Origin of the sequence: Microvirga sp. Mcv34 (genome assembly GCF_024519725.1) — a bacterium.
GTDB lineage: Bacteria > Pseudomonadota > Alphaproteobacteria > Rhizobiales > Beijerinckiaceae > Microvirga.
Map to the genome: position 1 here is coordinate 29742 of NZ_JALJRK010000010.1, position 24887 is coordinate 54628.

The following is a 24887-nucleotide window of genomic DNA, read 5'->3' on the forward strand; positions in this document are numbered from 1 at the left end:
CCGGCCCAGCCGGCCCGATGGGCCCGCAGGGACCCGCCGGGCCTCCGGGCCCGCCCGGAACTGCGGAAGCCCAAGCCAACCCGGGAGGGCAGCCGGGACCGGCCGGACCGATCGGACCTGAAGGCCCGGCGGGACCTCCCGGGCCGCAAGGCCCGCAGGGCTTGGCAGGCTACCAGGGACCACAGGGGCCGCAAGGGACGCCGGGGCCGCGTGGCGAACCCGGACCGGCCGGACCGCCGGGACCCACAGGTCCTGCCGGCCCCATCGGCGCCGTGGGCCCTGCCGGCCCTCCGGGTCCGCAGGGCATTGCCGGAGAGATCGGCCCCATCGGCCCCCCGGGTCCCGTTGGCCCCATCGGCCCGGCGGGCCTGACCGGTCCCGTCGGACCTCCCGGTCCGGCCGGCCCGGAGGGAAAAGCGGGTCCCGAGGGCAAGGCAGGCCTCGCCGGCACGATCCTGAGGGTCTTCGTGCAGGAATGCGCGACACAGGGCCGATGCATGGCGCGCTGCAACGAGGATGAATACCCGATCAGCGGCACCTGCAGCCGAGGCGACCGTTTCGACATGGATGAAGCCGGGGTCTACTGCTTCTCTACCGGAGACGGCTCGAAGGCCATGATCGCCCGGGCGATCTGCGCGAGGAAGTGACAGCGAGCGGGTCGCGCCTATGCGTCATCGCGCAAGGTGTGTCACGCGGCTCGTGAGCGTCCGTCGAAACGGCTGGTTGAGGAGAAGCCGAGCGAGGCTATTGGAAACTTTCCTAGGAATCTTTCCGATCGAAAGCGGTAGCGCGCCCAGTATTTTCATAGACTTAGTTCCTATCAGAAGGAGTAACTCCAAAGAGAAAGGGAACGAATGCCTTCCGTATTACCTATCTGGTTAACAGGTGCAGGGAGACTTGCATGACGCCCAACCAGATTGAACGTGTCGCGCAGGCGTTTTACGCTACCGAGCATCCGGGCGATTGGGACGATGCTCCAGAGGCTCTGCGGGAGGAGTTCAGGGACCTGGCGCGCATCGCGATCTCCCTCGCCGAGCAGCAGACCTCCCACCGCGGATCCTCTCTCATCGCCACCGAGGCCTTCGAGGCCGCCGGCAAAACGGAACGCGCCGGGCAACGATGGCGAACCGCACGTGTGATGCCCCGTTCTCACTGAACGCGACTCGTTCCTGGTCAGGTTCTCCTTGCCCGTGCACACGATGCGCCCTACTCAACTCCACTTGATGACGTGCTAAGATCGCCGCGCAATCGCGTCGTGAATCGACGGCTCACGCGAAGAAAGAGCGATGACACAGGACCTGACGAAGACCCACCTCGACTGGCGCCAGCTGCCGCTGATCATCGTCACGGGACTGATCATCGGGGCGCTGTTCGGCCAGATCGGAGCGGCATTGGCGCAATACGAGTACAGCAAAATCGACAACCTGAAGCTGCATAGGGCTGCGAAGAGAGCGGGGTAAGGGCGAGCCTACGCCGCGTCGCATAACCCTCGAACCTCGTGAGCGATACCGCTGGGCCCAGAATCCAGTGACGTTAAGGCAGTTGCTGACTGGCGAAATCATTGCAACAAAATAACTAGACAGACCCCGAAGGGACTGACTATAGGTTGCACATAAGAATATATCCCGTCTTATGGCCGCCCCTTCCTATGTCAGCTCGTTTTACCCCCCTGGTTTCATTCCCTCCCGGCACGTCTGGCGATGATGTCTTCACCGCCACGGAGGATGACATCGAAGGCGGTGTTCTCGATGGGCTGGGCGGCAACGACACCCTGCAGTTGCTGGGCGGCGGTACGTTCGATCTCACCAAGCTTCAGTCCATTTCCGGCATCGAGACGATCCAGGGCTCGGACGGGCACGACACGGTCATCCTGAATGCCGAACAGGCGGCGGGCGTCATCACCTTCAATGGCGGCGCCAATCCGGCCTCGCACTGGGATGAGCTGCAACTGGTCGGCAGCGCGTTCGATTTCACGGGCAAGACCCTGATCGGGATCGACCGGATCTCCCTGCAGACCGACGGCGCCGTGCTGACCGTTGGGAATGCGGAGACAGCGCTCCTGGCCTCGGGAATCTCGAGCCAGAACGACAGGCTCGTGGCGGCAAGCGTCACGTTCACGGCCGCCGAGATCCGGCAGCTTCACCGGCAGGGCATCGACATGGTCGTAGACGCGGCGGGGACGCACATCAATCTGGCCCCGATCACGGAGCACCTCGACGGCGACCGCTTCGAGGTCGAGGCCGGCGAGCGGGTGTTCGTGGATCACGATCGCGATGCTGCCCTGACCGAGGATGACGGGCTGCTCACCCTGCTGAAGGTGGAGGCGCCGGTCGGGCTCTCCGCGCCCGGCAAACTACGGATCGATCTCTCCGGCACGGTGGCCTTGGAGGGCGGCTATGCCTCCGGCAGCACCCTGCGGGTCGGCGGAACCGATATCGGGATGTTGTGGGACGCCTCTGACTCCGGCCTGAGCGTCATCTTCAACGCCAATGCGACCCCGGCCCGCGTGCAGGAGATCCTGCGCGCCCTGACCTACACCATGGCCGATCAAGTGCCGGAGACGAGCGTTCAGCAGCAGATCGTCATCACGCTGACGGACGAGGGCGGCCGGCGCTCGACCTCGACCGTGCGGATCGACCAGAGCGTGCTGGTCGAGCCGCCGCAACTGCTCCTCAGCCACGCGGCCGTGCCGGAACTGTCGCTCGGCGGCACGCTGGTCGGCCTGCTGACGGCCAGGGCGCCCGGTTTGAGCGGCTTCTCCTATCATCTTCTCGACAGCGCCGGAGGGCGCTTCGTTCTCGACGGCGACCGGCTGCTGGTCGCGGCCGGAGCCAAGCTCGACTTCGAGAGCCATCCCGCGCACGAGGTGAAGGTGCGGGCCACCGCCGCAGACGGCACGGTGATCGACCACAGCTTCACCATCGCGGTCGAGGACGTGTGGGACGAAACGCTCGTCTGGTCGGACGGCTCGGTCCTCGGCACTGACGGCAACGATACCCTGATCGGCACCCGCGGGCGCGACAAGCTCTCGGGTGGTCTCGGCGACGACGTGCTTTATGGCAAGCAGGGCCATGATAGCCTGACAGGCGGCGAAGGCAGGGACACCTTCGTATTCGACACCAAGCCCAGCGCGTCCACGAACGTGGACCGGATCACTGACTTCAATGGGCCCGACGACAGCATCTTCCTCGACAACGCCGTCTTCAAGGCGCTGGGGTCTAAGGGGTCGCTCACGAAGCCCGCAAAGCTCGGTTCGTCCAAGTTCTGGAAAGGCACGAAAGCGCACGATGGAAACGACCGGCTAATCTACAATCCGAAGAACGGCGTGCTGACCTATGATCCGGACGGCACCGGCAAGGCTGCTGCGGTGAAGATCGCCGTGCTATCGAAGAAGCTGGCGCTCGGCGCCAAAGACTTCTTCGTGATTTAGGAGGGCATGAGCATGACGATTGCGACGACTTTCCGAACCGTTCTCGCGGTCCTCATCTGCACTCCCCTGATTGCATTCGCGGGTGGGCTTGCGTTCGTCTTTTGGAACATTGGGTCTTGCAGCAATCTTCAGAAGATAGATTCCCAAGAAGACGCTCTTGAGTTCGGCAAGTATTGGCTGCGCCGGGATGAGCAATTTTGGCGCGTTGAAGGCGTTCAAACCCTAACAGACTTAGATTTACAGCTTGAAAAGGAAGGCTGCTGCGCAGTTCAGGCGATTGATCCATCGGAGAATGAGGGGCGTGCGTGGTCGACATCCTTGAGACTCGCCAAGCCGGGCGAGGGCATCGAACGGTACGAGGTTCGCTTCACGCCATGCCGGTATAAGATTCTCACCAAGATCACGCGTGAGGAGCACTGACATGCAAGTGTCCCCCACCCGTGTCGTCTTAGGGGTCACACTCGCGTCCTGGATTGCGCTACTCGCTTATGGCTGGTGGGTGATCACATGGCGACCTAGCCCCTGTGAAGACGGCGTGAAAATCGTCACAGAGGCCGATGCGCTTGAATTCGGCAAATATTTCCTCCGTCACGATGCCTGGTTTTGGAGAGACACGTTCCAATCCGTTCAGGACCTGGATCGGGAACTGCGGAAGGAGAAATGCTGCTCGGTTCAGCGCATCGATCCTCAAGCCAATGAAGGCAGAGAGTGGAATGTCGCCCTGAGGTTCACGTCTCCCAGAGGGGACTACGACTACGGGTATAGCGTCCAGTTCACCTCCTGCCGATACGACATCGTTACCGATCATTGGACCGAACGGCGCTGAACTGAAAGCTTATTCAGAGCAATCATCATCAAGATCAAAGGCACAGCTGGAGCAAACAGCTTACTGACTAGCTTTTGCGCAGCATTCTCATCTATCGGGGGCTGACATGCAGGATCATATCAAGACGCTGAATGCAGGATGGCTTAGCATCGAGCAACTAGAACGTGATGCGCTTAGCGGTAAGATTCCCCATTATCAGATCGATGTGGACTGGTTTATGGAGCAGGGCCCTGGCAAGTATTTCGATCCAACGAAGATCCCAGCTCTGCAAGACTTACTTAGTGGCAAGATCGCTCTTGATCCGGGTGTCTACGATCTTGTTTCGAAAGATCGGGATAACAAGGATGCTATCTTCTATACAGATGATGGAAATCCCAATGACAAGAGTCGTATCACGGCAGTCTTGAGCAATTACAAGACGGACGTGTGGAGTCCTGACCACTTTCTTCGGTCTTGGGTATTTGGCTCAAGCCCATTCGCCATTAGCGGCGGCAAGGTTCACGTTGACAAGAATGGCAACATCGAAATTCGCGACCTTCAGATCAAGCCCCGGGATGACAGCTTTGATCATGAACTAACGGGTAAGGTGCCCTATGTCGCAGCGACAAATGCCGTGTGGCATCTCTTAAATGATCCATTTCTGAAAGCTAAAGATGTAAAGCTAGATTTCACTTACGGCGGCAAGACATATAGCAAGGTCACTAAGGAGAATTTCGAATCGCTACGCCCCAAGATTCAAGAGGATAATTTTTTAAAGGCACTGTCGATTGTTGCGTTCAAAGGTGTGGTCTGGGCAACTGTTGCTATTGCGGAGAGCTTGAAAGAAATCTTCGAGGCCGCAAAGATTGCTGCAGCCGAAACTGCCAATCCCGCAGGCCCTGTCTCAGGCCAGTCTGGCAACAATCTTCCTGACAGCCCAGCCAATACATCGGTTGACGGCGCCTCAAGTGGATCAGAGCGAGACAGCGGCGAGCCGGGCGAAGGCTATGATAAAAATCCCCAGGACGGGACTTCTACCGGAAACGGCCATCATGGTAATGGCACCAGCATCGGATCTGGCATACCTGGAGTTGTTGGCACAGGGACTGGTTATGGCGATAACGGCAATGTTGATGATGCTTTGGGGAATGTCGAAGGTGAGCGCAAGCACGAGGATACTCCGCTATCATTCTCCGTACATGTAGGACCGTCTCAGTCTGAATATCCTCCAATATTCGTCGATCTCGATGGCGACGGCATCGAGATCGTCCCACTGCACAAATCCTCTGCGTTCTTCGATCTTACTGGACACGGTAAACTCAGACGCACCGCTTGGGTTGGTGGCGGCGATGGCGTGTTGGTCATCGATCTAGGCCCCAACGGCAGTTTCAAACCGGATGGCGTGATCGACCAAGCTGCTGAATTCGTGTTCTGGCACTGGGATAGAAGTCAGAAGACCGATCTTGAGGCGTTGCGGAAGCGATTTGATACCAACCAGGATGGCCTTCTCTCAAAGGCCGATGAGGCCTTCCGCTTTTTCCGGATTTGGATCGATGGGAACAGCAATGCCGTTACTGAGCCTGGTGAACTCAAGACGCTCGATGAAATCGGCATGACCTCTATTCCGCTCACGACGGATGGCAAGACCCGGCGATACACCGATGGATCGCGCAGTGTCGGCAAGGCGGTGTTTAAACTTACAAACGGCAAGAAGGTGGCAATTGCCGATATGATCCTCAAAGCAGGACAGAATGATGCTTCTATCGTGAAAAGTAAGAGCGACATCGATATTGATCTCGGGGATGGCACGAAATACAAAATCTTCAAAGGTAAAGGTGAGCGCAGTCGTGCCTTAAAGCTCGGCCAATCCGGCTATGGCGCTGCTCTACTCACAAATAAAGCTGGGAAGACCCTGAGTGCAACCTACGATGCGAAGGGCAAGATTTCCGCCCTTTTCACTAAAACTGCAAAGGGAAAGGTCATCTCATACGAAGGTTGGGTCAAAGGCATTCACCTTACGCTGAAGTTCGATGCCAAGGAGAAACTGGTCCACCAGCACATCACGGGTAACCAAGAGAATAATACCCTCCTGGGATCAGATGAAGAAACCGTTTTGGAGGGGCTAGACGGCAACGACGCATTATATGGCGGCGCGGGCGCGGACACGTTGAAGGGCGGCAAGGGCGACGACCAGCTCAATGGCGATGAGGGTGACGACCTGCTCGAAGGAGAGGCCGGCGACGACACCCTCAAAGGAGGCGACGGAGCCGATACGCTTTATGGCGGCGACGGTTACGACGATCTCTATGGCGGCGCTGGCAGCGACCTGCTGTTCGGGGACGAAGGCCGCGATTATCTGGACGGCGAAGCCGGTGACGACACCCTGCGCGGCGGTGGCGGAATCGATGAGCTCCATGGCGGCGCGGGCAACGACCGGCTCGAAGGCGAGGACGGCGACGACCTGCTCTTCGGGGACGAGGGCGACGATAGCCTGGATGGTGGCTTGGGCCGCGACGAACTTCAGGGCGGGGCGGGCAAGGACACCCTGGACGGGGGGGCCGACCGTGACTGGCTCGTCGGCGGCGACGGCGCGGACCTTCTCCTGGGTGGCGACGGCGACGACAAGCTGATCGGCGGGGCCGATGACGACCACCTCAAGGGCGGCGCGGATCGCGACACCCTCGAAGGCGGCACCGGCCATGATACGCTGGAGGGCGGCACGGGCGATGACCGCCTGCGCGGCGAGGCCGATGACGACGTGCTGCATGGTGAGGACGGCGACGACGATCTCAATGGCGGCGCCGGGAACGATCTTCTGTATGGCGGATCCGGTAACGATGCGCTGATCGGTGAATCCGGCAACGATACGCTCTATGGCGGAACCGGCGACGATGCGCTCGTGGGTGAAGCCGGCGACGACCGGCTCTACGGCAACACGGGCCGCGACATGCTCAAGGGCGGCGCCGGGCACGACCTTCTGTCCGGCGATGCCGGAGCCGATGACCTCTACGGCGGCGCGGGCAACGACACGCTGCTCGGCGGCTCCGAGGACGACCTGCTCTATGGCGACGAGGACAATGACAGCCTCGACGGCGGTTTGGGCGACGACAAGCTGTGGGGTGGAATTGGTGACGACACCTTGCTCGGGGGTGACGGACACGACGTGCTCACCGGAGACGCCGGTGCCGACAGTCTCGACGGCGGCCTCGGCGACGATAAGCTCTCGGGCGGGGCCGGCAACGACACCCTAGTCGGCGGCGGCGGAGCCGATCAACTTTTCGGCGGTGAAGGCAACGATATATTGATTGGAGGACCGGATACGGACTATATCGATGGCGGTTCCGGCACCGACACGATCGTGCTCACCGGCAACCGCACCGATTACCTGATCCGCTTCAACACCGCGATCGGGCGGTACTCCATCGTCGATCTGCGCGCCGGCTCGCCGGATGGGACCGACCTTGCCGATATCGAGATCTTCCGCTTCGCCGATGGCGATCTCAGCATTGCGGAGTTGAATTACATCACCGCGGCCGATGCCGCGATGGCCTATGACGTGGAGAACAGCGACGGCTCCAAGAGCCGTCTCGGCTGGCGCCCGTCCGCCGACGATCCCTCGATCATCGAGACTTATGTCCAGCGTCGCAACATCGCGGGCGACCTGATGAGCGAGACGGTGTTCCATCCGGATGGAACGCGTCTCGCCAAGGCCTGGGATCTCACCGGCCTGCTGGTGTGGTCATCCTATGTGCAGACCTACGATGCGCAGGCCAATCTGATCAGCCAGGTCGACACGAACCGCAACGGCACCGTCACGAAGTGGGAGTTCGACCCAGAAGCGATCGATCAGTACAATTGGGTGAACCGCGCGAGCACTTACGACAGTCTTGCCGATTATCAGGCTGGGATCGCCTCGCGGCAGTTCGAGACCATCGATGACGGCGAACTCGGGCCGGTGGACTTCATCGAGCGCTTGACCGACCGCGCCGGACAGACTTGGGACACCAAGCTCAAGGAGCTCAACGCGGCCCAGCAGGTGCTCATCGAGACCATTGTGAACGATGACGGCTCCAGCGTCGTCAGGGGCTCGGATTACAGCCAGGACGGCTACAATTACCGCGACGGCGTGAACGCCGCGCAAGTAGCCGGCGAGGAATGGGTCTCCTTCGAGGAGCGTCGGGACACCGGCAACAACAAGTATTGGGAAATCTACAAATTCTACGGCGCTACGGTGCAACAGGAACGCATCGTCGAGCGGGAATGGGACTTCAACGGGCAGCCGTGGACGCGCACCGAACTGACCAGGGATGGCCTGTTCAGGGAGATCCAGCAAAAGTTCTGGTTCGACAATGGCACGCATTCCATCAAGGATTGGAACTGGTCCAGCCAGGGATGGGAGTGGTGCGAAACGCTCTACAACGGCAGCACCAAGCTGACGGAATGGGAGCAATATGCAGGAGACGCGCATGTCTACCGAGAGTTCAGCGGTGGAGCCGCCTCCTCTACGTACGAGGTCCGCACCGATTTCTTTGGTACGATGTATTACCAGCACACTGTCGTCGGCAACACCAAGACGGTGCACGAGTGGAGTCTTGCGGAGGCGCCCTCATGGCTGGAGCGGATCACCGTCAAGATCAGTGATTTGACCGACCGGATCGAGACGACCTATGCCGATCGCAAGGTGGTCGAGATCTTCGATCGCACCGGTTCCGAGAGCTGGACCCGGCATGTGGAGGTGTGGCACGGCGCCAATAAGCTTGAGGACAAGTACTACCATGGCGAAACACTCATCAAGGAATTTGGCTGGGATTTCAGCGGAGCATCCTGGGACCATTTCGAGAAACGCTATCACGATGGCGATGAGGTCTATCACAAGCGTGTCAATGACGATGACACCTACACGATCGACAGGCTCGACTACGAGGGCCAGAACTGGGACACGATCTCGATCAGGGGCAAGATCATCAATGGAGTGGAGAAGTTTTCCTGGAAGTCGACGCTCTATGACAGCAGCCTACGCATCATCGAGGAGAAGGATCTCGGCAATCAAGCCTGGGACACCAAGATCTGGAAATCGCGCGAGTATGGCGGCGTGCGGCTCAACTTTGTTGAAGGGATAACCTTCGATGCGGCGCGGATAGAAGAGGGCCGAACCTACAAGGTATTTCTCCACTTTCTCGATCGCCCTGGAGTCATGAACTGGGATGGAGTAGGTATCTACGCTCTGGCCGTGGATCAGACTGGAAACTGGGATGGCTGGATCCTCTATGATTTAGGCAATTCCAGTCCCGGCACCATCGCTGAGATGTACGTTCAAAGACTTAAAGATTGGGATGGTTTGGCTTTCCTATTCTAACCTGAAGAACATCGGAATATCCGACAAGAGCAGCTACGTGCGGCGATAGCCGCACACTACCGGAAATCCCGTGTCTTGACCTTGATGCTGCTGAGGCGCAGATCCGGCACGTAGATGTCGCGAGGCTTGGGCTCCAGCACCGGCGCCTTTTGGGGATCGGGGCGGCTGCCATGCTTCACCTCGTCGCCGCGCCCATGGCGCAAGGGGAATGGCTCCTCCCGATCCCCGACACTTCGCAGGAGATCGGACAGATCCAGCATGTGCTCTGCCACGACGTGGATCACCTGTCCCTCCTTCTGAACACGGCCGCGGCAGGCGATCATACCGGCCGACAGGATCAACCGCCGCTGCTGCTCGAAGAGAGACGGCCAGATGACGAGGTTCGCCACATCGGTTTCGTCCTCGATCATCATGAAGGTCACGCCGCCGGCCGAGCCCGGCTTCTGGCGCACGAGGACGAGGCCGGGAACGGTGACGCGCTGGCCATCGCAGACCCGCTTGAGGTCCGCGCAGCGGATCATGCGGCGGCGCTCCAGCTCGTCCCGCAGGAAGGCGACCGGATGGTGCCTGAGCGTCAAACCCTTCGAGCGGTAATCCTCGACCACCTCGCGCCCCTCGGTCATCGGCACGAGCGGGACATCCGGCTCGGAGATCTCCGCGCGGAACAGGCCGTCACGCTCGTCCGCCGCCGCGAAGAGCGGCAATGGCGCGTCGCCCAGGCCCTTGATCGTCCAGAGGGCATCCCGGCGATTGAGGCGCAAGGACCCGAAGGCATCGGCCTCGGCCAGCCGCTCGAGCGAGGCAACCTGAACCTTGGCCCGCAGCCAGAGATCCTCGATCGAAGCGAAAGGCGCATCGCCGCGCGCAAGCACGATCATGGCGCCGTCGGCATTGGCGAGACCCTTCGCCAGGCAAAGCCCCAGGCGCACGGCGAAGCGGCCCTTGCGGCCGGTCGGCTCCAGCGTGCAGTCCCAGCGCGAGCGGTTGATGTCGACGGGGCGCACCTCGATCCCGTGCGCCTGCGCATCGCGCACAATCTGGGCCGGCGCATAGAAGCCCATCGGCTGCGCGTTGAGGAGCGCGCAGCAGAACACGTCCGGGTGATGGCACTTCATCCAGGACGACGCATAGGCGATCAGCGCGAAGGAGGCCGCGTGGCTCTCGGGGAAGCCGTAGGAGCCGAAGCCTTCGAGCTGCTTGAAGATACGCTCGGCGAAGTCTTGCGTGTAGCCGCGCGCCAGCATGCCGTGCGTGAGCTTGGTCTGGAACTTCGACACGTCGCCCTTGAACTTGAAGGTCGCCATGGAGCGGCGCAGCTGATCGGCTTCCGACGGCGTGAAGCCGGCGCATTCGATGGCGACGCGCATCGCCTGCTCCTGGAAGAGCGGAACGCCGAGCGTCTTGCCGAGCACCCGCTCCAGCTCCGGCGTCGGATAGGACACCTCCTCCCGGCCTTCCCGCCGGCGGATATAGGGATGAACCATGTCGCCCTGGATCGGTCCGGGCCGGACGATCGCGACCTCGATCACGAGATCGTAGAAGGTCCTGGGCTTCATCCGCGGCAGCATCGCCATCTGGGCCCGGCTTTCGATCTGGAACGTGCCGACGGTATCGGCGCGGCGGATCATGGCGTAGGTGGCGGGATCCTCGGGCGGAATGGACGCCAGATCGTGGCCGATGCCCTTGTGCTCGCGCAAGAGCTCGAAGGAGCGGCGCATGCAGCCGAGCATGCCGAGGCCCAGCACGTCGACCTTCATGAACTTCAGGATCTCGATGTCGTTCTTGTCCCACTCGATGACCTGACGGTTCTCCATGGCGGCCGGTTCGATCGGCACCAGATCGTCGAGGCGGTCCTGCGTCAGCACGAAGCCGCCCGGATGCTGCGAGAGATGACGCGGCGCGCCGATCAGGTCGCGCGCCAGCTCCAGGGTCAGGCGCAGGCGCGGATCCGCGAGGTTGAGATTGAGCTCCTTGACCTCGCTCTCGCTCACGCCCTCGTTGCTCCAGCCCCAGACGAGGCCCGACAGGGCGCCCGTCACGTCCTCCGGCACGCCCAGCACCTTGCCGACCTCGCGCACGGCGCCGCGGGCGCGGTAGCAGCTCACGACGGCCGTGAGCGCGGCCCGGTTGCGGCCGTAGGTGTCGTAGATCCATTGGATGACCTCTTCACGCCGCTCGTGCTCGAAATCGACGTCGATATCCGGCGGCTCGTTGCGCTCCTGCGAGATGAAGCGCTCGAAGAGGAGACCCGAGCGGACAGGATCGATGGACGTGATGCCGAGCACATAGCAGACGGCGGAGTTCGCCGCCGAGCCTCGCCCCTGGCAGAGGATATCGCGCGAGCGGGCGAAGCTCACGATGGCATGGACCGTCAGGAAATACGGAGCATAGTTCAGGCTCTCGATCAGGGTGAGCTCGTGCCGGAGCTGCGATGCAACCAGGTCCGGCAGCTCCTTCCCATAGCGTCGTCTGGCGCCCTCCCAGGTCAGCCGCTCCAGCTTCTCCTGTGCCGTCTCGCCCGGTTCGGTCTCGCCCGGGTACTGGTAGCGCAGTTCGTCGAGCGAGAACCGGCAACGCCGGACGATCTCGCCCGTGCGCGCGAAGGCTTCGGGATGCCGCTCGAAGAGCCGCGCCATCTCGGTCGGATCCTTGAGAAAGCGGTCGGCGTGCCGCTCCAGCCGGAAGCCCGCCTCATCGATGGTGCAGCCCTGGCGAATGCAGGACACCACATCCTGCAACATCCGGCGCGAGGGATGATGATAGAGGACGTCTCCCATCGCGACCGTCGGCACACCCGCGGCCTGCGCGGCCTGCTCGACCTGCCACAGGCGCAGATGCTCGTCGGGCGCGAAGCGGCGGATCAGCGCCATGGAGGCCCGGTTGCCGAAGGTGCGCTTCAGCCGCTGAAGATTGAACGCCAGATCCTCATCGGCACGATCGCCGAGCAGCACTGCGAGCAGGCCTTCGTTCCAAGCCTCCACATCCTCCCACAGGAGAGCGCACTTGCCCTTCCCTGCCCGGCTCTTGCCGAGGCTCAGCATGCGGCACAGGCGGGAATAGGCAGCGCGGTCCGTGGGATAGACGAGCAGCGACGTGCCGTCGGTGAGATCGAGCCGGCATCCGACCACGAGGCGCACGCCTGTTTCCTTCGCGGCCTCATGGGCGCGCACGATCCCGGCGAGTGAATTGCGGTCGGCGATCCCGAGCGCCGAGAGGCCGAGGAGCTTTGCCTGCTCGAAGAGTTCGCGCGGACTCGAGGCCCCACGCAGAAACGAGAAATGCGTCGTCACCTGAAGCTCTGCATAGCTCATGCAAACAGCCCGTGCAGCCACCAGCGGCCACCCTCGTCGGCGGGCGCATCGCGGAAAATCCAGAAGCGCGCACCCTGCTCATTCTCGACCCGGTAGTAATCGCGTAAGGACGCGTGCTCGCGCTCCGACACCCACCACTCGCCCGTGATGCCCTCGGGCCCGTCGGCCCTGACCACGCGATGGCGCACGCGGCGCCAGACGAAGAAGGCCGGCGGATGATCCGGCAGCAGCGCCGTGGCCGTCACGGGCTCGGGCGGGTCGATCAAGCGCGTCGGTCGCGGCAAGGCGTCAGGCCATGTAGCACCCGTTGGCGGAGCCAAGGCTGGAACGCGCTTCACCGCTCGTTCCGGCATGCGGCTCTCGACGGGAACGAGGCGGTAGACCCGCTTCGGTCCCAGCTTCGCGCCGAGACGATCGACCAGACAGCTCAGATCCACGGATGGCGCATTGATCTTCCCCCGATTGGGTGGACACCGGGTTAGCGCGCTTTCCGCTCGGCCTGTTCGGGTGTGAGGTACCCGAGCGCCGAGTGAATGCGCTGCCGATTGTAATAGCCCTCGATGTAGCCGAACAGATCCCGCCTTGCCTCTTCGCGCGTCATCCAATTCCGCTGATGGACCAGCTCGACCTTCAAGGAATGGAAGAACGACTCCATCGGGGCATTGTCGTAACAACAGCCCGTCCGGCTCATCGATGCCTTGGCCTTCATGGACGCCAACTGCCGGGCATAAGCCTCGGCCGCGTATTGGCTACCGCGATCCGAATGATGAATGAGCCCAGGACCTGGCCGCTGCCGCTGGGCCGCCATGATCAGAGCGCCAAGGGTCAGCTCGGTACGCATATGATCGCGCATGGCCCAACCCACCACCTTGCGGGTGGCCAGGTCCAGCACGGCTGCCAAGTAGAGCCAGCCCTCATCTGTGGGAATGTAGGTGATGTCAGCCAGCCAGACGTGGTTTGGCACGGATACTGCAAACTCCTGCTGCAGGAGGTTGGGCGCAATCGGTAATGTGTGACGACTGTCGGTCGTGGTTGGCCGGAAGCGACGGCGGGCCAGGGCACGAATGCCATGACGGCGCATCAGGCGTTCAACCCGGCCGCGGCTGACCCGGTGGCCCTCGGCTCGCAAAGCCGCGTGCATCCTCGGGCTGCCATAGCGACCCTGGTGACGAGCATGGAGCCGCTGGACCTGCTGCAGCAGACGCCGGTTCGCCATCGTCCTTTGGCTCTCCGGCCTGGCACGCCAGGCATAATAGCCGCTGGGCGATACCTGGAGCACGCGGCACATGAGCCGCACCGGAAACGTGCGGGCATGCTGCTCGATGAAGCCAAACTTCATTTCGGCACCTCCGCGAAGATGCCGATGGCTTTTTTTAAGATGTCCCGTTCCATCCGGGTGCGATCGAGTTCACGGCGCAGCCGGGCGATTTCCGCTGCCTGATCGGCCGGGGATGCGCTGCCAGCTGGCAATGGCGTGGGAGCGGCCCTGGACCGGGGCGCAGCTCCATGGGCAAGGGCCCGCCAGTTGCGCAGCATGGATGGGGAGATCCCCAGCTCAGTCGCGATCTGCATAGTTGGGCGGCCACTGCTCTCCAGCAGGGCAACGGCCTCTCGCTTGAACTCGGGGGTGAATTCTCGCCTTGTCTTCGTCATCAAACACCTTCCCGCTCCCGCAGGAGCGTATCAGAGGTGTCCGTCAAAGCGAGGGAAGATCACATCACCCTCCACCAAGCTCTTCGCCGCGACCTGCCTCTCGCTCAACGGCTCGACCTTGCTGGCGATCAGCATCGCGGCCTCGATACCGAAGCCGGGATCGACGGTTTGCAGGCGCTCATCGAAGAGTTTTGCGAGATGGCCTGGTTCGCGCGTCGCTTTCGCCGTTCCGACGCGAAGGGCGACGCTGCGGCGGTCGACGCGCTCGAACACGAGATCAAGGCGGCGCACGCCGATCGACGCGCGCTCCAGATCACCGCAGAGCCGGCTGGCAAGCCGCTTCACCACGCTTTGCAGATCCTCCAGGCGGCCGATCGGCTCGGCGAAGGTCACGCGCCGCATCGGCGTTTCTTTCGGCACGAGCGGGTTGAGCGGCTCGAACACATGGCCGAAGGCCTGATCGAGCCGCAGCGCCACGTCCTTGCCGAAGCGGCGCACCATCGGCGCACGCGGCATGGCCGCGAGCTGGCCGACCCGTTCGATCCCGAGACGATGAAGCGCCTCGACGGTTGCGGACGGCAGGCGCAGGGCGGGAACCGGCAGGCTCGCCACCGCTTCGACCGAGCGCCCTGGCGCAACGACGGCCTGGTTCCCGTAGCGCGCGACGGCCCAGGCCGTTCCCGGCGCATCGGCCACGCAGGCGTTAGCCTGGATGCCCTGGCTGACGAGGCGCTTGAGGAGGTGGGCCACGAGCTTCTCCTCGCCGCCGAACAGATGAGCCGCGCCGGCGATGTCGATCCATACGCCATCAGGCGGATCCGGCGCGACGATGGGCGAATAGCCGATGCACCAGCGGGCCAGTTCAGCGAGCGAGGCCTCGTCCTCGTCCGGGGTCGCATCGGTAACGTGCAGGTTCGGCACCAATGTCTGCGCATGGGTGATCGTCTGACCAGGACGCAGACCGAGGACGTAAGCCGCTGCCTCGACGGCGGCGACCAAGCGGCGCGATCCTTCCGTCCTGACGGTGACAAGAGGCTTATCCGGCGGCGCGCCGTTGCGGCGTCTGATCCGATCGGTCGCCCAGGTCGGCAGGTAGAGCGAGACGACCCTTCGCATCGCAAGCCTCGACAATCCAGGAATAGGGTTCGCCGCCGCGGCAGCGCAGAAGTTCGACGTGCCAGCGGGCACGACCCAAACCCGGTGTCGGTGGAGCATGAGAGGCAAACGGAGCGATGCGCCAGCGCGTGACGGCGGCCGACGGAAGCCCCGTCAGTTCCTTCTCGGCAACCGTCCACCAGCGCCGGAGCGCGAGAGCCGGCACACCCGAGGCTTCGGCCGCGAGCTGAAGGCGGCGGGATGCGGTGAGTCCGAGATGCGTCACCTCGCCGACGACGGCGGCAAGGCTCTGCTCCCGCAGGCCCTCCTCCATAACGGCCAGCACCTCGCGCTCGCGAAAGGTCTCGGCATAGATCACACGATCGGGATGCAGACCCGCGTTCATCAGACCGGGAGCGAACAAGTCGCGGCGGCTGAGGCACCAGAGCACGGGCCCTTTGAGGCGTGCTGCGATCCCGGCCACGAAGAGGGTCGCGGCGCCAGCGAACTCGGCCGCAGGACCTCCTTCGATCATCTCATGCAGCGCTCCAAGCGCCAGACCGCCTTGAGGAAGCCGCTGATCGATGGCGGCGACCGCGAAGGGCAACGAGCGGCGCCGATGGCGCCCGCCGTCCAGGCGCTCGATCTGGTGCCGCAAATCGGCAAGCGTCGTCTGTTGCCTGGCACGCATGCACCTTGCCCGATCCGTCTCTCGTTAGGTTATGTTCCTAATATGTTCTCGTTTGTCTCAGAGTCAATCTGACGCGGGCGCCTGTTAATTATGGGGAGAATTTCGTTGTGACCCTCTCGGAGGGCACACAGGCTGGTTAGCCGGATGAGGTATGGAACATGGACAGCCGTGCCGGTGCCGTTTCCGAAGCGTTTGAGGCCGGTGCACAGGCAGAAGATGTGATGAAGGCTGCATCCCATACCCAGCTCAGCACGACCATGCGATACAACCGAGGCAAGATCGTTCAGACCAGCCGAGTCGCTGAGCTGAGGGTCGCGCGCAGGAACAAGGAGAAGACAGAGTGAAAGACCACCCTACCCCACGCTTCCTCGACCCGACCGTGATTCAAGCCCAACCGGGATACTTTAGAGCGTGGCCTGTTTGGACTGAGAGCGGAAACGAGGTAATCGAACTCTCGCTGCAGCCCATTATTGCCTGGGTAGTGCGGCCATCAATTTATGAGTACGGTGATGCCCGAGGCGAGAGCAACGGCCCGCAGCATGTAACCCCGGTTACTCTGGATGGAATGACCGATGATGAAGAGAACGAAGTCATCATCGCTTCGCCCGACGGCAAGTTCCATCTCGCACACCGCTGGACAGCGAATAGCTACATGCAGGCAATTGAGTTCCTGAACGCGGACAGGGCCTCAAGTTGAGAGAGCAAGAAACAAGAGTGAACATTCACCGGTAACGCCCTCGGCAACACCGGGGCGGTATCGAAGTACCACTAAGCTTCAAACCATTGAGATGTCAGGAAAAGCAAGTGGTGCCCAGGGGCGGAATCGAACCACCGACACTGCGATTTTCAGTCGCATGCTCTACCAACTGAGCTACCTGGGCATCCGATGCGCGGCGAGGCCGTGCGCGTCGTGGAGGGGTGTATAGTCAGACCTGAGCCGCATGTCCAGCGGTTCGCACGACAAAATTCGGGGAAATTGTTTCAGGCTTCCCGATCGTCCTCGTCCCGGTCGTCTTCCTCGCTCTCGACGGCCGGAATCGCGTAGGTGCCGGACAGCCAGCGGTTCAGATCCACGTCGGCGCAGCGCTTCGAGCAGAAGGGCCTGTACTCGGGCTGGGCGGGTTTCCCGCAGATCGGGCATTTGCCGGCTGACGCGAGCGGCTTGTTCTCGTTGGCGGCGTTCATGGCGCGCCTCCTTTTCTTCCGGACGGCAACGTGGTTGCTAGAGCATCGTGCGGAAAAGTGGCTCCGGTTTTCCGCTCAGAACGATGCTCTCATTAAAGAAGAAATCATTGGATTGGATCCCAAAAGTGGAAACCACTTTTGGGTCCGATGCTTGGGCGCTCCCACGCGCAAGGCAGGCCTCACATCAAAGAATGGATCTCAGGCCGCGTCGAGCCAGCTGGAGCGGACGGGATAGCCTTCCCCGTCGAGCAGGGAAGCGGCTTCGTAGAGAGGCAAGCCCACCACGTTGGAATAGGACCCGACCAGCTTGACCACGAAGGTGCCGGCGAGGCTCTGGATGGCATAGCCGCCGGCCTTGCCGCGCCAGTCGCCGGAGGCGAGATAGCGCTCGAACTCGTCGCGGGAGAGGCGCTTGAAGCGCACCCGGGTTTCCACCAACCGCTCGCGGATGGAATCCTTCGGCGTAATGAGGCACACGGAGGTATAGACCCGGTGGGCCCGGCCCGAAAGGAGCCTCAGGCAGCCCGCCGCCTCTTCCACCAGCTCCGCCTTGGGCAGGATCCGCTTGCCGACGACCACAACGGTGTCGGCGGACAGGATATAGGCGTCCTTCAGGTCTTCGCGGACACGGGCGACCTTGCGGGCCACCTCCGCCTTCGAGCGAGCCAGGCGCTTGGCCAGATCCTTGGCGCCCTCGTTCTTCAGGGGAGTCTCATCCACGTCCGCGGGCAACAGAGCGTCGGGCTCGATGCCGGCCTGCTGCAGAAGGCCAAGCCTGCGCGGCGAGGCGGATGCGAGCACGAGCTTCGGACGCCCGCTGGGATTCGACACCTCGGAAGAAGACGCCACTTTTCTCTCCACGCTCCGGGATCCCGCAGGATCCGTCCAGGATACTCACAAACGCAAACGGCTACGCTGGGTGCAAGATGGCACCGGCCCGCCTTGAATCAAGTCGGTCAGGCGACGGGAGGCGGCTCGGCGCCGGATGGGGACGGGGTCGTCCCGGCGGCACCTGAATCGTCCTGGCGGTCCAGCTTGCGATACCGCATCACGCTGACCGGGATCGTCGCCAGGAAGGTGACCGTGATCAGGCTCAGCATCTCCCAGGGGAAGCTGATGAGAAGGCCGAAGGCCGCGACCGACAGAACGAAGATCGGCAGAACCCATTGGCGCGGCACATACTTGCCCATGGTCTTTCCCGAATAGGTCGGGATGGTCGAGACCATGAGGAAAGCCACCCCGACCACATAGACGAGGATGACGGGGCCGACGGAAGAATCCTGAATCGGAATGCCGAGGAACGACAGGTAAAGCGGCAGCAGGGCGCACATGGCCCCCATCGGGGCCGCCATGCCCACGAAGAAGTTCTTCTTCCATTCGGGTCGGTTCGGATCGTCGATCATGACGTTGAACCGCGCCAGCCGAAGGGCCGCCGCGATGGCGAGCACGATGGAGCCGATCCACCCGACGCGTCCCAGCTCGTGCAGGACGAAGCTGTAGATGATGAGCGCCGGGGTGACGCCGAAATTCAGGAAGTCCGCCAGGGAGTCGAGCTCCGCGCCGAACCGGGAGGTCCCCTTCAGCAGGCGGGCGATCCGCCCGTCGACCCCATCCAGGAAGGCGGCCACGATCACCGCCACCACGGCCCGCTCGTATTGCCCGTCGAAGGCCAGCCGGATGGCCCAGAGCCCCAGGCATAGGGCGATCAGGGTGATGATATTGGGGGCGATCATCCGGAAGGGAACCGGCTTGAAGAGGCGCTTGCGCGGCTCGTTCGGGTCCGGAGCGAAGGGCGGGAAAAGGTCACTCATGGCACCAACCTAGCGCATCGGGCGGAAAAGTGGATCGGGTTTTCCGCCTTGAGCGATGCGCTCATCAAGAGGAGAGCGGCAAGCAGAGCTGGGCCGTTTGCGCCTGACGGAAAAGCACAAACCGCGCAAACGGTTCCGCCCGACTACCCGCCGGGAAGGGCTGTTCCCCCGGCGGGCGAGAGGCCATCAGCCCACGCGGTATTGGCGCGCGGGCTCGTTGGCAGTCAGGTCCGCCAGGACCGTCTCGCCGGCCACTGCCGTCTGGCCGAGGCCCACGAGGACCTGGGCGTTGAGCGGCACGAAGATGTCGAGGCGCGAGCCGAACCGGATGAGGCCGAAGCGCTCGCCGGTGCTCAGATGTTCGCCCACCTTCACGAAGGACACGATGCGCCGGGCCACGAGGCCGGCGATCTGCACGACGCCGATCTTGGTGCCCGCCGTCTCGATCACGAGGGCATTGCGCTCGTTATCCTCGCTCGCCTTGTCCAGCTCCGCATTCAGGAAGAGGCCCGGCGTATAGAGAATCTGGGCGATCCGGCCCGTGACGGGCGAGCGGTTCACATGGCAGTCGAACACGTTCATGAAAACCGAGATGCGGGTCATCGGCTCGGGCGGAAGGTCCAGTTCGGCCGGCGGCACGGCGGTGGTGATGAGGTTCACCCGGCCGTCGGCCGGGGAGACCACAAGGCCTTCCCGGATCGGCGTCACGCGCGGAGGATCGCGGAAGAAGTAGCAGACCCACACGGTCAGGATCGCGCCGATCCAGCCGAGCGGCGACCAGAGCCACGCCAGGACGATCGTCGCAAACAGCGCGATCAGAATGAAGGGATAGCCCTCCTTGTGGATCGGCACGAAGATGCGGCGCATCGATTCCAGGATATCGGTCATCGTTTATCAAGCCTTAAGAGCGTTCATCTGGGGGATGGCAGGCGAAAGAGCTTTTTGTCAACCTGCCACGCTCTCGGGGCTGCGTTCCTCCTCCTCGGCCCGCTTGAGGGTTTCGCGGGCCTGATCCGCCTCGCGCTGGCGGTTCCACATGGCGGCATAGACCCCGCCGAGGCTCAGCAGGCTCGCATGGTTGCCGCGCTCGACCACCCGGCCCTGGTCGAGGACGATGATCTCGTCGGCTCCGATGACTGTGGACAACCGATGGGCGATGACCAGGGTGGTTCGTCCGCGGCTGACCCGGTCGAGGGCGTCCTGGATCTCCTTCTCGGTGAAAGTGTCGAGGGCCGAGGTCGCCTCGTCGAGCACCAGGATCGGCGGCGCCTTGAGGATCGTGCGGGCGATGGCCACGCGCTGCTTCTCGCCCCCTGAGAGCTTCAGGCCGCGCTCACCCACCGGCGTGTCGTAGCCCTCCGGCAGGAGTCCGATGAAGCGGTCGATCTGGGCGAGGCGCGCGGCCTCCCTCACCTCTTCCGGGGTCGCGTCCCAGCGGCCGTACTGGATGTTGTAGCCGATGGTGTCGTTGAAGAGCACCGTATCCTGCGGAACCATGCCGATGACCTTCCGCAAGGAGGCCTGCTGTACCTCGGCGACGTTCTGCCCGTCGATCAGGATGCGCCCACTGGTGGGCTCGTAGAAGCGGAACAGGAGGCGCGAGATGGTCGATTTGCCCGCGCCCGATGGTCCGACGATCGCCACCGTATGGCCCGCCGGCACCTCGAAGCTCACCCCCTTGAGGATCGGACGCTCAGGGATGTAGGAGAAATGCACGTCCTCGAAGCGCACGACGCCCTCGGCCACTTGGAGCGGCTTGGCGCCGGGCCTATCCTGGATCTCGGGATTGCGCTCGATGATCGCGAACATGTCGTCGATGTCGATGAGAGCCTGTTTGATCTCACGATAGAGCATGCCCATGAAGTTCAGCGGGATATAGAGCTGAACCAGCATGGCGTTGACGAGCACGAAGCTGCCGATCGAGGCGCGCCCCGCCATGATGTCCCGCGCCGCCAGAACCATGACGATGGCCATGCCGATGGAGAAGATCACAGCCTGGCCGGCATTGAGCACGGCGAGCGACGTATAGGTCTGGGTCGAGGCTTTCTCGTAGCGCTCCATGGAGCGGTCGTAGCGCGCGGCCTCCCGCTGCTCGGCGCCGAAATACTTCACCGTCTCGTAGTTCAGGAGGGAATCGACCGCCTTGGTGTTCGCGTCCGTATCGGAATCGTTCATCTGCTTGCGGATCGAGATCCGCCATTGGGTCGCTTTATAGGTATAGGCGAGATAAACGACCACCATCGCGAAGACGACGGCGGAATAGACCCAGTTGAACTCCCAGGCGAGCAGTCCGAGCACGAGGATGAACTCGAGGATCGTCGGGACGAGGGTGAGCACCATGAGGCGCGACAGCTCCTCGATGCCCTCGCGGCCGCGCTCCAGAACGCGGGTCAGGCCGCCGGTCTTGCGTTCCAGGTGGAAGCGCAACGACAGGCGGTGCATATGCTCGAAGGTCTGCAGCGCGAGATTGCGCACCGCATGCATGGCGACCTTGGCGAAGAGGCCGTCGCGCATCTGGGTCAGCACCGCCATGAGGATGCGTGTGACGCCATAGATCGCGGTCAGCAGGATCGGCGCCTTCCAGAGCCAGGAGCCCGAGGTGGCGGCCGCTTCGACGCCCTGGCCCGCGCTGCCCGTCACGGCCACGAGAGCGTCCGTCGCCCATTTGAAGGCGAAGGGCGTGACCATGGTGACGCCCTTCGCCACCAGCAGGAGACCGAAGGCCAGGAAGACCCGTCGCTGGAGATCGGGCCTGCCATGGGGCCAGAGATAGGGCCAGAGTTTCGTCCAGGTGGCAGCCAAGCCGTTGGGCTTTGACGCAGCAGCGCTCGTCGTCGGGACGGCGGTGGAGGGAGGCATACGCGAGAATCCAATCGAAGTGTCGGACCTCGATATAGGCGATCATCGGGATGAATTCACCCCAAGTCTGTCATTGTTCTAACTTATGCGGCCCGTCCGAGAGCTTCAGTTGCTCTTCGGCTCCTGATCGCCCGGCAGGACGAAGACCTGACCCGGATAGATCAGGTTCGGATTTCTGATCTGCTCCTGGTTCGCCCCGTAGATCACCGTATAGCGCAGGCCCTTGCCGTAGATCCTCTGGCTGATGCGCCAGAGGTTGTCGCCGCGGGACACGATGGTGGTGTTGATGTTCGGGACCACGACCGTTCCGGCGCTGGCCATCTGCCCTTCAGGCAGAGCGGAGGCGAGCTCGCGGGAGGTCTGAGCCCGAGAGGATGGCTGGGCGGCCGATGCCGGGACCTGAGGCTGAGCGGAGGCCACCTGGACAGGCACGTTGAAGCCCACCTCGGCCCGGGACCTGACCTGCCCCGAGACAGGATCCACGTCGTCGAGCCGGATCCGGTAATCGCCGGGCTTCACGCCGTTGCCGATCGAGAAGGACACCTTGCCGTCGCCGCCCGCTCCGCCCGGAGCGATGAAGCTCTCGTTGAGATAGAGGCGCACGGTCGCGCCCGGTGCCGACTGGCCGGACACGAAAAGCTTCCCCTCCTCCGCCTCGACGGTCACGATCTTGATCTCGGGCCGTGGGGCCGGCTGCGAGGAAGCGCCCGAGGGAGCCGCCGGGGCGGCGGGCGTCGCGCTCGCCTGCTGCTGTGCCGCCGGCTGACCGGGCTGCGGCGCGGCTGGAGGCGTCTCGGCCGTTTTCGCATCGAGCTTGGTTTCGGCCTTGGGCTCCTCGGCCACCTTGGCAGGCGGCTCGGGGTTCGACAGGACTACCGTCGGCTTGTCCGGAGCCGTCAGGGTCACGAGCGGCCGAGTCTTGGGGTCGGTGATGACCACCGTCACGCTCTGGGACGAGCGCTGGCGGGTGCCGTCCGGCGCGATGGATTGCAGGACCACCAGATGGGAGCCCGGCGGCAGGGGCGGTGGCACGATGGCGAAAAGGCCCGAGGCGTCGGCCGCGGCGCGGGCGTGAACCTGGTCGCCGCGCAGCAATTCGATGGTAGCGCCGGGGGCCGCGCGCCCCGCGATCACGCTCTCGCCGTCCGGCTCGACCCGCACAAGATCGAAGGAGGGGGCGACTGGACCGTCCTTGGGCTTCGCGGCCGGGTCCTCGCCGGGAGCGGGCGGCTTGGCCGCAGCCTGCTGGTTGGAGGCTGCCTGGGATGCGGAAGATGGCTGGGCGGGCAAGGCCGTCTGCGCCGAATCCGACCGGCCGGTCCAGGACCAGTAAAGCACTCCGAGAAGAACTGCGACAACGGCTGCAGCGGCAACGCCGAGCAACGCGATTGTACCTTTTATTTCCTTCGGACCCGCCATGGTGCTTTTCTCGAACGCGGCACTTTCGTGCATTTAAACCGTTTATCTTTCAAAAGGCTACGGCCATAAAGGACAATTAATGCTTCACGACTCAGCCCGGGAGGCTCCCCGCCTCTCCAGAATAGACATGTCATCCATTAAACCGATCAAATCCATTTGCGTTTACTGCGGCTCCGGTTTCGGGGACGACCCCGTTTTCGCGGAGAATGCGGCCGTATTGGGCCGTTCCATGGCCGAACAGGGAATCAATCTGGTCTATGGCGGCGGGAATGTCGGCCTCATGGGCACGGTGGCCCAGTCCGTGCTCGACCACGGCGGTTATGTCACAGGGATCATTCCCGACTTCCTGAAGTCCCGCGAGAGGCTCCTCGACGACGTACAGGAAACCATCGTCGTGCCCGACATGCACACGCGCAAGCGCCTGATGTTCGAAAAGGCCGACGCCTTCGTGGCCCTGCCGGGTGGTATCGGGACCCTCGAAGAGCTCGTCGAGCAGATGACCTGGTCCCAGCTCGGCCAGCACACCAAGCCTATCCTGATGCTGAGCACGAAGGGCTTCTGGAAGCCCCTGCTCACCCTGATCGCTCACATGCGCGAACAGGGCTTCATCCGTCCGGGCCTCGAGCTCAACTACCTGGTGGCCGAGCGGGTCGAAGAGGTTATCCCCATGCTTGAGAATGCCGCGCGCCGGATCGGGATCGTCAGTCACGAAGACGAGATCGAGACGCGGTTTTAGCCCCTGCTATCCTGCGCGGGACAGCACAAGCCCGCCCAGGATCATGCCTGCCGCGACGAGCCGTTGCCAGGTGATCGCCTGGACAGGAAGGCCGAAAGCACCCACGGCGTCGAGGACCAGCGCGGCCACCACCTGTCCCAGAATGAGAGCCGCCACCGTGCTGACCACGCCGAGCTGCGGCACTCCCCAGATCACGACCGCGACGTAGAACGCGCCCAGAAAGCCGCCGAGCCATGACCACCAGGGCGCCGCAGCCATGCCGCTGCCGGACGGCCAGGAGCCCCGGACGACGCTGATCGCCGCCAGGACGACGAAGCCGATTCCGAACGAGATGCAGGCCGCCAGGATCGGGTCGCCGAGCGAGCGCGCCAGGGCAGCGTTGATGGGAGCCTGAGACGCGAGGAAGACGCCGCCGAGAAGGATTCCGAGGAGCGGCAGCAGGATCGAGATGTTCATGGGAATACCGGTTGGAAGAACGACCGCCTTCTGTATCGCGGCGTCAGTTTCGATCAATGGAAACGCAAGCTCCGGCCTTG

The 24887-nt window shown here is 63.0% G+C and carries 22 protein-coding genes and 1 tRNA gene; 10 read left to right on the top strand and 13 right to left on the bottom strand.

Going from position 1 to position 24887, the window contains the following annotated elements; genetic code table 11:
- The first annotated feature begins 497 nt into the window (after positions 1-497).
- The 7 genes from OC446_RS08180 to OC446_RS08210 all read left to right on the top strand — a co-directional run bounded on the left by OC446_RS08180 (position 498) and on the right by OC446_RS08210 (position 9591).
- Positions 498-647: a hypothetical protein gene (locus OC446_RS08180; protein WP_262028550.1), complete on the top strand. Its 150-nt coding sequence runs from the start codon at positions 498-500 to the stop codon at positions 645-647.
- A 254-nt stretch (positions 648-901) separates the two neighbouring features.
- Positions 902-1156 carry a hypothetical protein gene (locus OC446_RS08185; protein ID WP_262028551.1) on the top strand — a complete coding sequence of 85 codons (255 nt, stop codon included), beginning with the start codon at positions 902-904 and terminating at the stop codon, positions 1154-1156.
- A gap of 130 nt (positions 1157-1286) precedes the next feature.
- A complete protein-coding gene (locus OC446_RS08190; protein WP_262028552.1) occupies positions 1287-1460 on the top strand; it encodes a hypothetical protein in 174 nt (57 codons plus the stop codon).
- Between the two features lie 188 nt (positions 1461-1648).
- The gene (locus OC446_RS30835; RefSeq protein ID WP_315986486.1) at positions 1649-3430 is read left to right on the top strand and encodes a hypothetical protein; all 1782 of its coding nucleotides are present in this window, start codon (positions 1649-1651) and stop codon (positions 3428-3430) included.
- Positions 3431-3442: 12 nt separating this feature from the next.
- Positions 3443-3850, top strand: coding sequence for a hypothetical protein (locus OC446_RS08200; protein ID WP_262028553.1), 408 nt, complete (start codon positions 3443-3445; stop codon positions 3848-3850).
- A gap of 1 nt (position 3851) precedes the next feature.
- On the top strand, positions 3852-4256 hold the full coding sequence (locus OC446_RS08205; RefSeq protein ID WP_262028554.1) for a hypothetical protein: 405 nt from the start codon (positions 3852-3854) through the stop codon (positions 4254-4256).
- Between the two features lie 106 nt (positions 4257-4362).
- A complete protein-coding gene (locus OC446_RS08210) occupies positions 4363-9591 on the top strand; it encodes a calcium-binding protein (RefSeq protein WP_262028555.1) in 5229 nt (1742 codons plus the stop codon).
- Between the two features lie 56 nt (positions 9592-9647).
- On the opposite strand, the gene OC446_RS08215 is transcribed toward OC446_RS08210, so the two are convergent.
- From OC446_RS08215 to OC446_RS08235, 5 genes are all read right to left on the bottom strand, one after another.
- On the bottom strand, positions 9648-12902 hold the full coding sequence (locus OC446_RS08215; protein ID WP_262028556.1) for an error-prone DNA polymerase: 3255 nt from the start codon (positions 12900-12902) through the stop codon (positions 9648-9650).
- Positions 12899-13339: a hypothetical protein gene (locus OC446_RS08220; RefSeq protein ID WP_315986487.1), complete on the bottom strand. Its 441-nt coding sequence runs from the start codon at positions 13337-13339 to the stop codon at positions 12899-12901. Before OC446_RS08220 ends, OC446_RS08215 begins: the two co-directional genes overlap by 4 nt.
- Before the next feature lie 41 nt (positions 13340-13380).
- Positions 13381-14555 (bottom strand): IS3 family transposase gene (locus OC446_RS08225; RefSeq protein ID WP_262028557.1). Its coding sequence is split into 2 segments (ribosomal slippage): positions 13381-14282 and positions 14282-14555, totalling 1176 coding nucleotides; the frame shifts between segments, so codons are not numbered across the junction.
- Between the two features lie 30 nt (positions 14556-14585).
- Positions 14586-15671 (bottom strand): Y-family DNA polymerase, encoded by a 1086-nt coding sequence (locus OC446_RS08230; RefSeq protein WP_262028558.1) that lies wholly within the window; start codon positions 15669-15671, stop codon positions 14586-14588.
- A complete protein-coding gene (locus OC446_RS08235; RefSeq protein WP_262028559.1) occupies positions 15592-16341 on the bottom strand; it encodes an ImuA family protein in 750 nt (249 codons plus the stop codon). Before OC446_RS08235 ends, OC446_RS08230 begins: the two co-directional genes overlap by 80 nt.
- A 158-nt stretch (positions 16342-16499) precedes the next feature.
- On the opposite strand from OC446_RS08235, the gene OC446_RS08240 reads away from it, so the two are divergent.
- The gene (locus OC446_RS08240; RefSeq protein ID WP_262028560.1) at positions 16500-16685 is read left to right on the top strand and encodes a hypothetical protein; all 186 of its coding nucleotides are present in this window, start codon (positions 16500-16502) and stop codon (positions 16683-16685) included.
- On the top strand, positions 16682-17038 hold the full coding sequence (locus OC446_RS08245; protein ID WP_262028561.1) for a hypothetical protein: 357 nt from the start codon (positions 16682-16684) through the stop codon (positions 17036-17038). Before OC446_RS08240 ends, OC446_RS08245 begins: the two co-directional genes overlap by 4 nt.
- Positions 17039-17146: 108 nt before the next feature.
- Here the strand turns inward: OC446_RS08245 and OC446_RS08250 are convergent.
- The 7 genes from OC446_RS08250 to OC446_RS08280 all read right to left on the bottom strand — a co-directional run bounded on the left by OC446_RS08250 (position 17147) and on the right by OC446_RS08280 (position 23648).
- Positions 17147-17222: transfer RNA gene (locus OC446_RS08250), tRNA-Phe, on the bottom strand.
- A gap of 100 nt (positions 17223-17322) precedes the next feature.
- Positions 17323-17526: a DNA gyrase inhibitor YacG gene (gene yacG, locus OC446_RS08255; protein ID WP_262028562.1), complete on the bottom strand. Its 204-nt coding sequence runs from the start codon at positions 17524-17526 to the stop codon at positions 17323-17325.
- Between the two features lie 198 nt (positions 17527-17724).
- Positions 17725-18375 (bottom strand): Maf-like protein, encoded by a 651-nt coding sequence (locus OC446_RS08260; RefSeq protein ID WP_262028563.1) that lies wholly within the window; start codon positions 18373-18375, stop codon positions 17725-17727.
- A gap of 107 nt (positions 18376-18482) precedes the next feature.
- Complete coding sequence (locus OC446_RS08265) at positions 18483-19337, bottom strand: CDP-alcohol phosphatidyltransferase family protein (protein ID WP_262028564.1); 855 nt, start codon at positions 19335-19337, stop codon at positions 18483-18485.
- Positions 19338-19523: 186 nt separating this feature from the next.
- Positions 19524-20225: a phosphatidylserine decarboxylase gene (locus tag OC446_RS08270; RefSeq protein WP_036352163.1), complete on the bottom strand. Its 702-nt coding sequence runs from the start codon at positions 20223-20225 to the stop codon at positions 19524-19526.
- A gap of 57 nt (positions 20226-20282) precedes the next feature.
- Complete coding sequence (locus OC446_RS08275; protein WP_262028565.1) at positions 20283-22196, bottom strand: ABCB family ABC transporter ATP-binding protein/permease; 1914 nt, start codon at positions 22194-22196, stop codon at positions 20283-20285.
- 105 nt (positions 22197-22301) lie between these two features.
- On the bottom strand, positions 22302-23648 hold the full coding sequence (locus tag OC446_RS08280) for a LysM peptidoglycan-binding domain-containing protein (protein ID WP_262028566.1): 1347 nt from the start codon (positions 23646-23648) through the stop codon (positions 22302-22304).
- A gap of 94 nt (positions 23649-23742) precedes the next feature.
- Here OC446_RS08280 and OC446_RS08285 point away from each other — a divergent pair, with 94 nt between their 5' ends.
- Positions 23743-24351 (top strand): TIGR00730 family Rossman fold protein, encoded by a 609-nt coding sequence (locus OC446_RS08285; RefSeq protein WP_410055033.1) that lies wholly within the window; start codon positions 23743-23745, stop codon positions 24349-24351.
- 6 nt (positions 24352-24357) lie between these two features.
- On the opposite strand, the gene OC446_RS08290 is transcribed toward OC446_RS08285, so the two are convergent.
- Entirely contained in the window at positions 24358-24864 is a 507-nt protein-coding gene (locus OC446_RS08290; protein ID WP_262028567.1) for a DMT family transporter, read from the bottom strand.
- Positions 24865-24887 lie beyond the last annotated feature (23 nt).